The 14,166-nt window shown below is 56.4% G+C and carries 11 protein-coding genes; all 11 read right to left on the reverse strand.

Features of this window, described 5'->3' with window-relative positions; translation table 11 throughout:
- Positions 1 to 78: 78 nt before the first annotated feature.
- On the reverse strand, positions 79 to 1,401 hold the full coding sequence (folC, locus tag ACAM27_RS11825; RefSeq protein ID WP_369612880.1) for a bifunctional tetrahydrofolate synthase/dihydrofolate synthase: 1,323 nt from the start codon (positions 1,399 to 1,401) through the stop codon (positions 79 to 81).
- Entirely contained in the window at positions 1,382 to 2,311 is a 930-nt protein-coding gene (gene accD / locus ACAM27_RS11830) for an acetyl-CoA carboxylase, carboxyltransferase subunit beta (protein ID WP_023010323.1), read from the reverse strand. The genes folC and accD overlap by 20 nt, the downstream gene beginning before the upstream one ends.
- Before the next feature lie 38 nt (positions 2,312 to 2,349).
- A complete protein-coding gene (gene trpA / locus ACAM27_RS11835; RefSeq protein WP_369612003.1) occupies positions 2,350 to 3,162 on the reverse strand; it encodes a tryptophan synthase subunit alpha in 813 nt (270 codons plus the stop codon).
- A 17-nt stretch (positions 3,163 to 3,179) separates the two neighbouring features.
- Positions 3,180 to 4,388 (reverse strand): tryptophan synthase subunit beta, encoded by a 1,209-nt coding sequence (gene trpB / locus ACAM27_RS11840; protein WP_374730307.1) that lies wholly within the window; start codon positions 4,386 to 4,388, stop codon positions 3,180 to 3,182.
- Positions 4,381 to 5,010, reverse strand: a complete 630-nt coding sequence (locus tag ACAM27_RS11845) for a phosphoribosylanthranilate isomerase (protein WP_369612004.1) — start codon at positions 5,008 to 5,010, stop codon at positions 4,381 to 4,383. The genes trpB and ACAM27_RS11845 overlap by 8 nt, the downstream gene beginning before the upstream one ends.
- Positions 5,007 to 5,915, reverse strand: a complete 909-nt coding sequence (truA, locus tag ACAM27_RS11850; protein WP_369612005.1) for a tRNA pseudouridine(38-40) synthase TruA — start codon at positions 5,913 to 5,915, stop codon at positions 5,007 to 5,009. The genes ACAM27_RS11845 and truA overlap by 4 nt, the downstream gene beginning before the upstream one ends.
- Before the next feature lie 84 nt (positions 5,916 to 5,999).
- Positions 6,000 to 9,173 carry a FimV/HubP family polar landmark protein gene (locus ACAM27_RS11855; protein ID WP_369612006.1) on the reverse strand — a complete coding sequence of 1,058 codons (3,174 nt, stop codon included), beginning with the start codon at positions 9,171 to 9,173 and terminating at the stop codon, positions 6,000 to 6,002.
- Positions 9,174 to 9,486: 313 nt separating this feature from the next.
- Positions 9,487 to 10,602 carry an aspartate-semialdehyde dehydrogenase gene (gene asd / locus ACAM27_RS11860; protein WP_369612007.1) on the reverse strand — a complete coding sequence of 372 codons (1,116 nt, stop codon included), beginning with the start codon at positions 10,600 to 10,602 and terminating at the stop codon, positions 9,487 to 9,489.
- Positions 10,603 to 10,728: 126 nt separating this feature from the next.
- The gene (gene leuB / locus ACAM27_RS11865; protein ID WP_369612008.1) at positions 10,729 to 11,802 is read right to left on the reverse strand and encodes a 3-isopropylmalate dehydrogenase; all 1,074 of its coding nucleotides are present in this window, start codon (positions 11,800 to 11,802) and stop codon (positions 10,729 to 10,731) included.
- A gap of 18 nt (positions 11,803 to 11,820) precedes the next feature.
- Positions 11,821 to 12,468, reverse strand: coding sequence for a 3-isopropylmalate dehydratase small subunit (gene leuD / locus ACAM27_RS11870; RefSeq protein WP_183578477.1), 648 nt, complete (start codon positions 12,466 to 12,468; stop codon positions 11,821 to 11,823).
- Positions 12,469 to 12,485: 17 nt separating this feature from the next.
- The gene (gene leuC / locus ACAM27_RS11875; protein WP_011785051.1) at positions 12,486 to 13,904 is read right to left on the reverse strand and encodes a 3-isopropylmalate dehydratase large subunit; all 1,419 of its coding nucleotides are present in this window, start codon (positions 13,902 to 13,904) and stop codon (positions 12,486 to 12,488) included.
- Between the last annotated feature and the right edge of the window lie 262 nt (positions 13,905 to 14,166).

Raw genomic sequence — 14,166 nt, forward strand, 5'->3', positions numbered from 1 at the left:
GTTAACAACCTGTTTGATCACGATACTAACCGGCCACTCGCAAGAACTCAAAGCTTGCCAGGTGCCTATGGACAAACTTTAAGGCGCTTCCGAAGCCGGCAGAAGTTCTTCCCTGGCCAGAGCCACCGTGAAGAACGAACCGAACACCACGACCCGATCACCGGACATTGCCTCGCCCATGGCCGCTGCGAGAGCCTCAGACACAGAACCAAAAGCACCGGGCGTTCCATGAAGTGGCACGGTTGCGACACGCTTCATCAGACTGTCGGAATCAAGCCCTCTGTCAACATTCAGGCCCGCCAGATACCACTGATCAACGACGGAGGACATGGCACTGACCACACCCTCCACGTCCTTGTCTCCCAACGCGCCGTATACAGCCAGGATACGCCCGTGGCCATCACCATCACATCGAAGGCTACGGAGGTTGTCAGCGAGCCAGGCAGCAGCATGGGGGTTGTGACCAACGTCTATAATGACATCCGGATCGTGATGAATGGTTTCAAATCGGCCTGGGACCCGCACGCTATGTATTGCATGCTGAAGGCTCTCCAGTGAAAGCTCGGGAACGAGTTGCCGGGAGAGCACCGTCGCAGCCGCCACGCTCTGGACAGGCAAGGGGCCGGCTGGCAACTCTATCTTCTCGGCGCCAATAGTGAGCAAAACCTGTCCGGGAGCACCGGGCGCAAGCGTATAATCACGGCCGGTGAGCTTCAGCGCCACCTTCTGCGCCGCGGCCTGTTGAAGGACTGAGGATGGAGGATTTGGATCCGCACAAACGGCGGGAATACCCGGTCTGAGGATCCCCGCTTTTTCAAAACCAATGACTTCCCGGTTATCCCCCAGAAAACCAATATGATCGATATCTACTGACGTGATCACCGCGTAGTCCGGATCCAGCACGTTGACTGCATCCAGGCGACCTCCCAACCCGACTTCCAGCACCCAATTCTCAACGCCGGCGTCTGCAAATGCGACAAAAGCGGCCAGCGTTCCGAATTCAAAATAGGTCAGAGTCACCCCGCGGCGAGCCGCCTCCACCCGCTCGAAGGCGGTCACCAGGGCCGCATCGGAAATTTCCTGGCCACCAATCCGAACCCGCTCGTTATAGCGAAACAGATGGGGGGACATATAAGCCCCGGTGCTCCTGCCGGCTGCCAGCAAAATCGACTCAAGTGCCGTAACCGTGGTGCCTTTGCCATTGGTCCCTGCCACGGTAATGATGCGAGCCTGAGGCTTGCGCGGGAACAACCGCCGCAGAACCACCAATACCCGGTCGAGACCGAGATCTATTTCTGTGGGGTGAATGGCTTCGAGCCAGTGCAGCCATTCTTGAACAGACGCCCCGCGGGCCGGAGGCCCAACGGGGGCTGAGGAGGATTCACTGCCCTTCTGGTTCATCAACGTCCGGCTTTTCAGTAACTTCAAATTCGATGGGGGCTTCGGTGCCGGGCTTTTCCTGGGCAGTAAACTTCGCCAACAGATGGGCGATGCGCTCACGCATCTGATGACGATGCAGAATCATGTCAATGGCACCATGCTCCAGCAGAAATTCGCTGCGCTGGAAACCTTCCGGCAGTTTTTCGCGCACGGTTTGTTCAATAACCCGCGGGCCCGCGAAACCAATCAGAGCGTAAGGTTCAGCAATATTGAGGTCACCCAGCATAGCGAGGCTGGCCGATACACCACCAAAGACCGGATCGGTCATCACTGAAATGTATGGTATGCCTTCCTGCTTGAGCTTCTCCAACACCGCCGCGGTCTTGGCCATCTGCATCAAAGACAGTATGGCTTCCTGCATGCGGGCACCGCCACTGGCGGAGAAGCAGACCAGGGGAATCCGGTGCTCAAGAGCCACATTCGCTGCCTGGACGAACTTCTCGCCAACCACCTGACCCATCGAACCGCCCAGGAAGTTGAACTCGAACGCGCAGGCAACCAAAGGGACACCCATGGTTGTGCCACGCATGGCAATCAGCGCATCTTTTTCGCCGGTCGCTTTCTGCGCCGCCGCGAGTCGGTCCTTGTAGCGCTTGCTGTCTTTGAACTTCAGCCGATCTGACGGTTCAAGGTGGGCTGCCAGCTCCTCACGCCCATCTTTGTCCAGAAAGATATCCAGTCGACGACGTGCAGACACCCGCAGATGGTGATTACACTTGGGGCAAACGTCCAGGTTCTTCTCGAGCTCCGGCTTATACAGGAATGCGCCGCATTTGGGGCATTTCTTCCATAACCCTTCCGGCACTCCGGTACGTTGCCGTGATTCCGAGCGAATCTTGCTCGGCATGATTTTGTCCAGCCAGTTACTCATGCTCTCGTCCTGTCCTTTGATGCCTGGATAATGCCCGCTCAGTGAGCGAGGCTGTCCAGCGCTTCGCGCATCGGGTGCAGCAGATCCGTCAATGCGTTACGCAACGCGTCAGGATCTGTCTGATGTCGGGCTATTGTATCGACCAGAACACTGCCAACAATTACACCATCGGATACTCTGCCTACGGCGGCGGCAGTTTCCGCATCCCGGATACCAAAGCCCACACCTACCGGTAACGCTGTGAGCTCGTGCACATGGGCTACTTTCTTCGCGACCTCATCAACATCAATGGTTGCGGACCCGGTCACGCCCTTGATAGAAACATAGTACACATAGCCGGATGAGTGCTCGCTGATCGCCTTGATCCGATCATCCGTGGTGGTCGGCGCCAAAAGGAAAATCGGATCCAGATGGCGGTCGGCAAATAGCGGTGCTACCTGATCTGCCTCTTCCGGTGGCAGATCGACTGTCAGAATACCATCGACACCTGCGTCCGCTGCCGCATCTGCAAACGCTTCATAGCCCATGGCCTCCATCGGGTTCAGATAACCCATCAGCACCACCGGGGTATCCGGATCGGTCTTGCGGAACTCCTTGACCATCGCCATCACCTGACGCAGCGACGTACCGTGCTTGAGCGCCCTTTCACAGGCCAGCTGAATCACCGGGCCGTCAGCCATCGGGTCCGAAAACGGCACGCCCAGCTCGATAATATCAGCACCGGCAGAGACCAGGGTATGCATCAGGCTGACCGTCTGATCCGGATGTGGATCGCCCGCGGTAATATAGGGAATAAGCGCCTTGCGGCCCTGCTCTTTCAATGCTTTCAATACGCCTTCAATTCGGCTCATGCCTGCTCCTGATACCTTCAGATCTCAATGCCATCAAGCTGGGCAATGGTGTGAATATCCTTGTCGCCGCGACCGGAGATGTTGATCACCAGCATTTGGTCCTTGTCCATGGTTGAGGCCAGCTTCACGCCATAAGCCACGGCATGGGCGGTTTCAAGTGCCGGCATAATCCCCTCCACGCGTGTCAGTTTACGGAAGCCATCCAGGGCCTCGTCATCAGTCACCGACACGTAATTGGCTCGGCCAATGTCTTTCAACCAGGCATGTTCGGGCCCTACTCCGGGATAGTCCAGACCAGCACTGACGGAATGTGTTCCGGCGATCTGGCCATTCTCATCTTCCATCAAGTAGGTCCGGTTACCATGCAGCACGCCGGGGCGACCTGCACAAAGCGGCGCCGCATGCTGGCCGGTTTCAATACCCAAACCACCGGCTTCAACACCATAAAGTTCCACGGATTCATCCGCGAGGAACGGATAGAACATGCCAATGGCGTTGGAACCCCCTCCGACGCAGGCCACCAGTGCGTCCGGCAGTTTACCCACTTTTTCCATGGCCTGTTTGCGGATTTCACGCCCAATCACCGACTGGAAATCGCGCACCAGTAAAGGATAGGGATGCGGCCCGGCCACTGTGCCGATGATGTAGAAAGTATCATCCACATTCGCGACCCAGTCGCGCATGGCATCATTCATGGCATCTTTCAGGGTTTTTGTACCGCTCTGGACGGCATGAACGGTCGCGCCCAGCAGTTTCATGCGGTACACATTCAGGGACTGACGCTTGACGTCCTCTGCCCCCATGAAAACGTGACACTCAAGCCCCAGACGGGCACACACCGTTGCCGTGGCCACACCATGCTGACCGGCGCCAGTTTCGGCAATGATGCGCTTCTTGCCCAGAAAACTCGCCAGCAGTGCCTGACCAATGGTGTTATTCACCTTATGGGCACCGGTGTGGTTAAGGTCTTCGCGCTTGAGCCAGATCTGTGCGCCACCGGCTTCCCGGGTCAGGCGCTCCGCGAAATAGAGCGGGCTGGGACGGCCAACATAGTCGGCAAGGTCATTATCAAAAGTCGCCTGGAATTCAGGATCTTCCTTCAACCGAAGGTACTCCTTTTCCAGGGTCATCAAAGAATCCATCAGGGTTTCTGAAACAAACCGTCCACCAAAGGCACCGAAGTGACCTCTCGCATCAGGAAGCGCCTTCAACATTTCTTCAGTCAGTTTTACAGACACGGTGAACCTCTTTGAAAAATTGAGACAATTTGGTGGCGTCTTTCTTACCCTTGCTCTCCTCCACCCCACCGCTGACGTCAACAGCCCAGGGGCGTACCTGCTCAATCGCGCGGGCTACGTTATCAGATGACAACCCACCGGCCAATATCAGGGGCAAGCGCCTGCTTTCAGGAATCAGTGACCAGTTGAACGACTGGCCGGTACCGCCATAGCGGTTTGGATCCCAGGCGTCCACCAACAAACCGGAGGCTTGCTGATAATCGGCAAAGGCCTGTTCGATCTGCCCGGGCTCACGAACTCTCACGGCCTTGATCCAGCGCCGGCCAAAAGACTGGCAAAACTCGGGGCTCTCATCACCATGGAACTGCAGCAGATCCAGCGGCACGGCATCCAATACCGTTTCGATAAAATCCCGCTCAGGATTCACGAACAGTCCCGTAACCGACACAAACGCAGGAACCTTGGCGGCCAGAATTCGGGCCTGCTCCAGATTAACCGCTCTCGGGCTCGGCGCATAAAACACCAGGCCTACGGCATCGGCGCCACAGGCTACCGCTGCCTCCACATCCTGCGGGCGCGTCAGGCCACATATTTTTACGCGGGCTGTCATGCCGGAGCCTTTCCCTGTTTCGGGTGTATGTGAGTTGGTGTGATCGGCGCGTTGTTGGCCGGATCAAACCAGGGACTGACGAATGCCGGTCCGCACAATGCCTTGGGAATCCCGAACGACTCGGGATAACCGACATCCACCAGGTAAAGCCCGTAAGGCGGGGCGGTCACACCGGCAAGTTTGCGATCACGGAATTCCAGAATATCACCAATCCAGTCTTCAGGCTGCTGACCATTACCAACCGCCATCAAGGCACCGGCAATATTGCGTACCATATGATGAAGAAAGGCGTTGGCCTGCACATCTATTACGACAAACTCTCCGCATCGGGTTACCGAAATCCGTTCCAGAAACCGAACGGGAGTCCGGGACTGGCAACCGGCAGCGCGAAACGAAGAGAAGTCATGTTCGCCGACCAGTGCCTGGGCTGCACGATGCATCCTTTCGGCATCCAGCGGGCGAAACGTCCAGCTCACCTGCCCACGCTGAATCCCCGGACGAACCGGATGATTGTAGATCACATACCGATAGCGGCGGTAAATCGCGGAAAACCTGGCGTGAAAATCACCCTGGCCGTTCCCGGCCCAGTGCACAGAAATATCATCCGGCAGCGCCGTGTTCATTCCCATGACCCAGGAACGAAGGTTTCGAACCGATGGCGTGTCAAAATGCGCCACCTGAAAACTGGCATGCACGCCGGCGTCGGTTCGCCCCGCACACACCAGGTCGACCGGATGGTCGGCAACGCGGGCGGCAGCCCTGGAAAGTTCTGCCTCCACCGAACGCACGCCACTTTTCTGCAATTGCCAGCCATGGAAGGCCTGACCGTCGTACTCAAAGATGATGGCAACCCGTCCGCTACCAACGGCAGTGTCTGTGGTGAGAGGCTGAGGCGTGAGGAACAAGTGCTGACCCGATTGCTGTCCACTGAAAAAGCAAAACGCCGGCTCAATGGCCGGCGCTTGCCGCGGTTAGTTGATTATAACGAATCAGGAGAGATTTTTAAGAAGCTCTTGTGCTTCTGCCTTCTGCTCTTCGTTACCCTCCAGAGCAACCTCCTCCAGAATATCCCTGGCACCGTCGCTGTCACCCATTTCGATGTAGGCTCGTGCCAGATCGAGTTTGGTAGCGGCTTCGTCAGTACCGGCGAGGAAGTCAAAGTCATCCTCGTCATCCAGAGCGTTCTCATCAATATCCAACCCGCTATCACTACGAGTGGAGCTTTCATCCAGAGAGTCTGACGCCACCGGCACGACTTCGTCCTCCAGCTCTTCAGGAGCCGGTTCGGCCTCAGCAACCTCTTCTGTCTGCTCCGCCAGCTCTTCCGGATTCTGCTGGTCAACGCCCGGCTCATCAGCCTCGGATTCGCTGAGTGCATCTTCCAGCCCAAGCTCATCTTCCAGGGATGGTTCGTCTTCCTGAGGACCTGCAGGTTCTCCGTTATCAGAGAACTCTTCCATCAGCGCGAGATCTTCATCAGATACATCCAGTTCCAGGTCATCCAGATCGGATTCTCCAAGCTCCAGTTCAGAAGGCTCATCGTCCTCGCCGGCAACCTTATCCAGCTCCGCATCAAGCTCGTCCAGGAAGGACTCGTCAAGCGAATCAGACTCCAGGTCCAGATCCGATACCTCGGTGTCTTCCTGCTTAACTGACTCTTCTTCCGTCGACTCAAGGTCGTCATCAAGATCGAAGCCCAGCTCAAGATCGTCTTCCTGATCCGAACCGGTACCAGACAGATCCGCCTCAACCGGCGCCGCTTCATCGGCTTCCAAGGAGGGCTCATCTGAACCGGCGAGCGCGTCGTCTTCAAAGGCCGACTCGAAATCCAGACTGAAGTCCTCTTCTTTGGATTCGGAAGTCCCGGTTGCCTCATCCAGACCGGAATCCAGATCCAGGGAAGCGTAATCGGTTTCGGTGGCGGACTCGTCTTCAGACTCCGGTTCTTCACCAATGCCGGACAGATCGTACTCAATCATGTCATCCCGGCCGTCGGATTCTTTGCTGACATCAGATTCCAGCTCACCGAACTCATTTTCGTCAGCGGGCCCTGAAGTGGCTTCAAATTCGTCCGCTTTCAGCTCGTCGGAGATATCCCAGTCATCCGAAGCCTGCTCGGTGGCCGGCTCTTGCTCTGGCTGACTGCCGAACGAATCCGAACGCAGTTGAGATTCAAGGTCGTCGATGCTGGGCATCGCTTCAGCTTCAGCAAGGCGCTCCCGGAGGGATTCAGCTTCCTGGATAGCGGTCTCATCATCCAGCGCTTCAACTTCACGGTACTGCTTTTCAAACGCGTCACGGTCCTGATTGTCCGCATACACAGACAACAACCTCAGGCGCAGATCAGTACGGCTGGGCTCACGTGAAATGGCGTTCTCGAGCACCTGGGCTGCCTGATCGTGACGACCGTAGGCAACATAGGTTTCTGCTTCGGCAATGGCATCACCGGCTTCCGCTTCTGCCTCACCCTCATCTTCGAGACTGAGGTCGAACGAATCACCGCCTTCGCCCTCATCACTGTTCAACTGGTCGTAGAACTCTTTCTCTCGATTGGCATTGCGTCGTGCCACGAGCAGCAACAACAGAAGCAGAAGGATAAGGCCACCACCGAGGGCAATCTGATACATCGGATTGTTCAGAATACCGTCAATAATGTTACCCGGAAATGCCTTTTCAGGCGCCGTTACTGGCTGCTGCGGTTTTGGCTGCTGGGCCTGGGGGACGGCCGCTGGCTCAAGTTCAGATGATGATTCCTGCTCGGTAACCGCAGGCTGCTCTGCCACCACCTCATCCGCAGCGCCCGCGTCGACATCACCACCAAACGGCTCTTCACCTGCAATATCAGCTTCGTCCGGGGCCATGGCGCTATCTTCTTCCGCCATCGCTGTGTCGGCCGATTCACCATCAGCGGCTTCATCAGACTGGCCGTCTGATACCGGTTCTTCGCCGGTGCCGGCACCCAGATCACCTTCTACAGGTGTGGTCGCCGGTTCAGCGTCAGACTCGGTCACGCCAGTGTCGGTCGGGGCCGGAGACTCTTCCTCCGACACCATACCCTGCATGTCCGCCAGTTGGCTGTTCTTCAGCTCCAGCAACCGCTGCAGGGTCTCAACCTGATCCTGCAGATCCTGGACACGGGTATTGAGCTCGTCATTTTCGCGTTTTGCGGCTTCCAGCTCTTCCATCGCAACTGCGGAACCGGCATCAACACCGCCCGGCAGATCGCCATCACCGCCGGCAGAGCCACCGTCTTCGGTCGACCGGGATTCCGATTCATCGGCAACCAGCAGGCGCAACTCATCACCCGCTGCCGCCTGAGCAGCACCCTGGCCTGCTGCAGCCTGGGCGGTATCCGTTGCATCAACGGTTCTCGGAGACTGGAATTCCTGATTCTGCTGTGCAACTACCCGGTTTGCTTCGGCGCGGCTACGGCTCTGAATCTGATCCAGAGAGGGAATCCGCAATACCTCACCACGCTTCAGGCGGTTGATATTCCCACCAATGAACGCGTTGGGATTCTGATCCTGAATCGCAAGCATGACCTGCTGCATGGAAACCGAACCATCCGGACGCACCTGCTGAGCAATGGTCCAGAGTGTGTCTGATGGCCCTGTCGGACCGAACGTATCTGCCTGGTAGCCACGCGACAGGGAGCCTTCTGCTGCCGCCTGGCGGCGGACAGATTCCTGGCTGCGCGCCGGCTGCTGTCTGGTGGCTGTCGTGGCCGGAGCACTGACTTGCTCCTCAATACCAGATTCCTCGGCGTAGACCGGAGGATCGACCAGCACGGCATATTCCCGCATCAGGCGACCATTGGGCCAGGTCAGCTCGAGGAGGAAATTCAGATACGGCTCGCGTACCGGCGCCCGGGAAGAAACATTGATGGCCAGATTGCCATCCGTCCCGGTAACCACTTCAAACCTTAATTGACTCAGAAACTGGTGGCGGTCCAGGCCGACACGCTCATAAGCGGCCTCCGGTGCCACATTGACGAACACTTCACCGGGATCAACACCGCGACTCTGATTCAGTGATATTTCTGCATCCAGTGGCTCATTCAGCCAGGACTGGAGCTCAATTTCTCCAAGTCCAAGCGCCTGAGCCATTCCAGAGCCGAGCCCTCCCGCCAGCGCCAGGGCAACCGCAAGCTTGCGTACCTTCATGCTTATTCCTTTCCAGTCTCCGTTATTCTTTACTGCCGTATCTCAACAGAATCGGACGAGGTTGGATGACTTTCGCCTTGTTATTTCTCGTTTTTATATCGCAATTATACCGTTCGGTTTGGCAAGTATTGTTGATAAAACCCGTTTTATCAATCAATCAGCTGCAATCCTTGCACCGTTTTTTTATCTATCGGGCGGAACTCCTTAGCGCCTTTGAAAATAACAGGGGCGGACGCTGAAATCAGCCTCCGCCCCTGACCGGCTTGCAAAAAACCGGACACAGTTGGCATTAATTACCGCTGTGTAACACTTTTTAACGTTCCTGAAGGATTCGCAGCATCCGACGCAGCGGTTCTGCAGCACCCCACAGCAACTGGTCACCCACTGTGAAAGCGGAAATGTATTCTGGCCCCATAGACAACTTGCGAATACGACCAATCGGAATGCTCAATGTGCCGGTTACTTTCGCCGGAGTGAGCTCCTGCATGGTGGCATCGCGATCATTGGGAATGACCTTTACCCAGTCGTTGGCCTTGGCCAGAATGCCTTCGATTTCGGAAACCGACAGATCTTTCTTCAGCTTGATGGTCAGCGCCTGACTGTGGGAGCGCATGGCGCCAATCCGCACGCAGATACCATCGATAGGGATCGGATTGTCACTACGACCCAGAATCTTGTTGGTCTCGACGCCCGCTTTCCACTCTTCCTTGCTCATGCCGTTATCGAGCTGCTTGTCGATAAACGGAATCAGACTGCCCGCCAGCGGCACACCAAAATGCTCGGTAGGAAAATCGCCGGAACGCATGGTATCGGTCACCTTGCGATCGATTTCGAGGATGGCGGAAGACGGATCAGCCAGCTCAGATTTGACGCTCTCATTCAGCGTGCCCATCTGGTTCAACAGTTCCCGCATATTCTGGGCACCAGAACCGGACGCTGCCTGGTACGTCATCGGAGACACCCACTCGATCAGATCCTGCTCCAGCAGGCCACCCAGGGCCAGCATCATCAGGCTCACGGTGCAGTTACCGCCGATATAATCCTTTACGCCCTTATCCAGGGCCGCATCGATCACGTTTCGGTTAACCGGATCCAGCACGATCACAGAGTGATCGACCATACGCAGGGTGGATGCCGCATCAATCCAGTAACCGTCCCAGCCTGCATCACGCAGCTTCTGGTAAACCTCGGTGGTGTAATCGCCGCCCTGACAGGTAACGATCACATCCATTCCCTTGAGGATGTCGATATCGAACGCGTCCTGCAGTGGTGGAACGCCGTCTTTGCCTACGTCCGGGGACGGCTTCCCTGCCTGGGAAGTGGTAAAAAACACCGGATCGATGTCGGCAAAATCATTTTCTTCGCGCATGCGCTGCATGAGGACCGAGCCCACCATGCCACGCCAACCTACAAGTCCAACTCGCTTCATGTGCGACCTTTGAACCTCGTTTTATGCCCACCCTCTACCGTTATCGCTGGCAGGGACAGGATGGATGATCCCGCAACGGCTGCATCCTGCCGTTGTCGGGTCTCGATTAAGTAAACCAGTGGTGCGTTAAAGCGCGTTCAGAACCGCTTCACCCATGTCGCGGGTAGATACCTTCTGACCGCCTTCCGACATAATGTCGGCGGTACGCAGCCCCTGGTCCAGCACCTTGCTGACCGCCGCCTCGATGGCCAGGGCAGCTTTCTCCTCATTCAGGCTGTAACGCAACATCATTGCAGCACTGAGGATGGTAGCCAGCGGGTTGGCAACGCCCTGCCCGGCAATATCCGGCGCCGAGCCGTGACACGGCTCATACATACCCTGCTTGTCGGAATTCAGTGACGCTGAGGGAAGCATGCCGATAGAACCGGTGAGCATTGCCGCTTCGTCAGAAAGAATATCACCAAACATGTTGCCAGTCACAATCACGTCGAATTGCTTCGGCGCACGGACCAGCTGCATGGCAGCGTTATCCACGTACATATGGGAAAGCTCCACATCAGGATATTCCCGCTTAAGGTCTTCCATGATTTCCCGCCACAGCACGGTCACTTCCAGCACGTTGGCCTTGTCAACCGAACACAACTTCTTGCCCCGCTGCTGGGCCGCCTCAAAGGCAACCCGTCCAATACGCCGAATCTCGGACTCGGTGTACTGGTAGGTGTTGTAGCCCTGGCGCTCACCGCTTTCCAGTTCACGCACGCCGCGAGGCTGACCAAAATAGATACCACCGGTCAGCTCGCGCACGATCAGAATATCCAGCCCTGAAACCACTTCCGGTTTGAGAGACGAGGCAGACGCCAGCTGCGGATACAGAATGGCCGGACGCAGGTTGGCGAACAGCTCAAGATTGGAGCGAAGCCCCAGCAGCCCCTTCTCCGGACGCTTCGCCATCGGCAGACTGTCCCACTTAGGGCCGCCTACGGCCCCCAGCAGAATCGCATCGGCCTTAAGGGCCTTCTCCAGGGTTTCTTCAGGCAGCGGCGTATCGGTTTCATCAATCGCCGCACCACCAACGAGAGCAGACTCAAAACTCAGACCCAGACCGAACTGGTCATTTACCTTATGCAGAACCTTCTCCGCTTCTGCCACAATCTCCGGACCAATGCCGTCGCCCGGCAGGAGCAATACATTACGGGACATAATCCAATTCCTTGTTAATCAGTTTCCAGTATTAAACAACCAGGGAGCGGTCTTGCGCCGGGATTCTTCATAAGCGCGAATGGTATCCGCATCTTCCAGGGTCACGCCAATGTCGTCCAGACCGTTCAGCAGGCAATGACGACGGAAATCGTCCACCTCAAAACTGAACGACTCGCCACCGGGCGTCGTCACCGTTTTCGCTTCGAGATCGACCGTCAGCTGATAGCCTTCATTCTCTTCGGTTTCCCGGAACAGCTTATCAACCACTTTTTCATCTAAAACAATGGGTAAAAGTCCATTCTTAAAGCAGTTGTTGTAGAAAATATCAGCAAAACTCGGAGCAATAATCACCCGGAAACCGAAATCATCCAGCGCCCATGGCGCGTGCTCACGACTCGAACCACAGCCAAAATTGGTCCGCGCCAGCAACACGCTGGCGTTTTTGTAGCGATCCTGATTCAGCACAAAGTCCGGATTCAGGGGGCGGTTGGAGCAATCCTGATCCGGCTTGCCTTCATCCAGATAACGCAGCTCATCGAACAGGTTCGGGCCAAAGCCCGTGCGCTTGATGGACTTCAAAAACTGCTTGGGAATGATCATGTCCGTGTCCACATTGGAACGGTCCATGGGGGCAACAATGCCCTGGTGTTGCGTAAATGCTCGCATGGTCTCTCTCCTGTGGCTCAGTTCATCAATTCACGGACATCAACGAAGTGGCCAGTCACCGCTGCCGCGGCGGCCATAGCCGGGCTCACCAGGTGAGTCCGCCCACCAAAGCCCTGACGACCTTCGAAGTTCCGGTTGGAGGTAGACGCGCAATGCTCGCCCTGCCCCAACTTGTCGGCGTTCATGGCCAGACACATGGAACAACCCGGATCACGCCACTCCAGACCCGCCTCGATAAAGACCTTGTCGAGACCTTCCTGCTCCGCCTGGGCTTTTACCAGACCGGAACCCGGAACCACCATCGCCTGTTTGAGGCTGGCAGCCACCTTACGGCCCTTAACCACCGCCGCAGCTTCCCGCAGATCCTCAATCCGGCTGTTGGTGCATGAACCGATAAACACGCGATCCAGCTTGATATCGGTAATCTTCTGATTCGGCTGAAGGCCCATGTACTTCAACGCGCGGACGATTCCCTCGCGCTTGATGGGATCCTCTTCCTTCGCAGGATCCGGCACCGCGCCCTCTACACCAACCACCATCTCCGGCGACGTGCCCCAGCTCACCTGAGGCTGAATGGCGGAACCGTCAAGCTCAACCACTTTGTCGAACACCGCGTCATCGTCGCTGTGGAGTGTGCGCCAGTATTCAACCGCCTTGTCCCAGGTCTCACCCTTGGGAGAAAAAGGACGACCTTTGACATACTCGATGGTGGTGTCATCCACTGCCACCATACCCACCCGGGCACCGGCTTCGATGGACATATTACAAATGGTCATCCTGCCTTCCATGCTCAAACCACGGATCGCCTCGCCACCAAATTCAATGGCGTAACCGGTACCACCGGCAGTACCAATCTTGCCGATGATCGCCAGAACCACATCCTTGCCGGTCACACCCGCGCCCAGCTTGCCGTTCACCTTTACCAGCATGTTCTTCATCTTCTTCTGGACCAGGCACTGGGTCGCCAGAACATGCTCCACTTCAGACGTGCCGATACCATGAGCCAGACAGCCAAAAGCGCCGTGAGTAGAAGTATGAGAATCACCGCAGACAATGCTCATGCCCGGCAACGTCGCACCCTGCTCCGGCCCAATCACGTGCACGATACCCTGACGCTGATCCTTGATCTTGAATTCGAGAATCCCGAACTCGTCACAGTTCTTGTCCAGCGTCTCCACCTGGGTTCGGGAGACCGGGTCCACAATCCCGTCGATGCCTTTGTCACGATCCGTGGTCGGTACGTTATGATCCGGCGTGGCGATGTTGGCATCAATCCGCCAAGGCTTGCGGCCAGCCAGACGAAGGCCTTCAAAGGCCTGAGGTGATGTCACTTCGTGCAGCAATTGACGATCAATGTAAATCAACGCGGAACCATCGTCCCGCTGCTTGACCAAATGGTCGTCCCACAATTTGTCGTATAAAGTCTTGCCCGCCATGATTCTCTCTCACTCTCTGGGGGTTTCTGTTTCTGCTTCGAATGGTGACATCATACCCCTGCGCCACGAATAACCTCAATTCATGTTTTTTATTCTTTGCATTCCACTTGGTTATCGACGATAGTAGATATCAAACTTGGTGCAGGTCACAAACGGGTGGGAAGAGCTTTTCAAAACACGCCTACAAGCACATCCCTGTGGGCTCGTTTCGGGCCGTCCTTGGCCCTCAACGGTTTTGAAAAGCTCTTCCCACCCGTTTGCG

Source organism: Marinobacter sp. RI1 (genome assembly GCF_041155085.1).
Lineage (GTDB): Bacteria > Pseudomonadota > Gammaproteobacteria > Pseudomonadales > Oleiphilaceae > Marinobacter > Marinobacter nauticus.

What these genes read in the sequence shown, in the direction of transcription:
- folC (WP_369612880.1), bottom strand. Translation starts at nt 1,401, where the DNA reads ATGAACCAGAAGGGCAGTGAATCCTCCTCAGCCCCCGTTGGGCCTCCG.
- ACAM27_RS11855 (WP_369612006.1), bottom strand. Translation starts at nt 9,173, where the DNA reads ATGAAGGTACGCAAGCTTGCGGTTGCCCTGGCGCTGGCGGGAGGGCTC.
- leuB (WP_369612008.1), bottom strand. Translation starts at nt 11,802, where the DNA reads ATGTCCCGTAATGTATTGCTCCTGCCGGGCGACGGCATTGGTCCGGAG.
- trpA (WP_369612003.1), bottom strand. Translation starts at nt 3,162, where the DNA reads ATGAGCCGAATTGAAGGCGTATTGAAAGCATTGAAAGAGCAGGGCCGC.
- leuC (WP_011785051.1), bottom strand. Translation starts at nt 13,904, where the DNA reads ATGGCGGGCAAGACTTTATACGACAAATTGTGGGACGACCATTTGGTC.
- leuD (WP_183578477.1), bottom strand. Translation starts at nt 12,468, where the DNA reads ATGCGAGCATTTACGCAACACCAGGGCATTGTTGCCCCCATGGACCGT.
- accD (WP_023010323.1), bottom strand. Translation starts at nt 2,311, where the DNA reads ATGAGTAACTGGCTGGACAAAATCATGCCGAGCAAGATTCGCTCGGAA.
- asd (WP_369612007.1), bottom strand. Translation starts at nt 10,602, where the DNA reads ATGAAGCGAGTTGGACTTGTAGGTTGGCGTGGCATGGTGGGCTCGGTC.
- ACAM27_RS11845 (WP_369612004.1), bottom strand. Translation starts at nt 5,010, where the DNA reads ATGACAGCCCGCGTAAAAATATGTGGCCTGACGCGCCCGCAGGATGTG.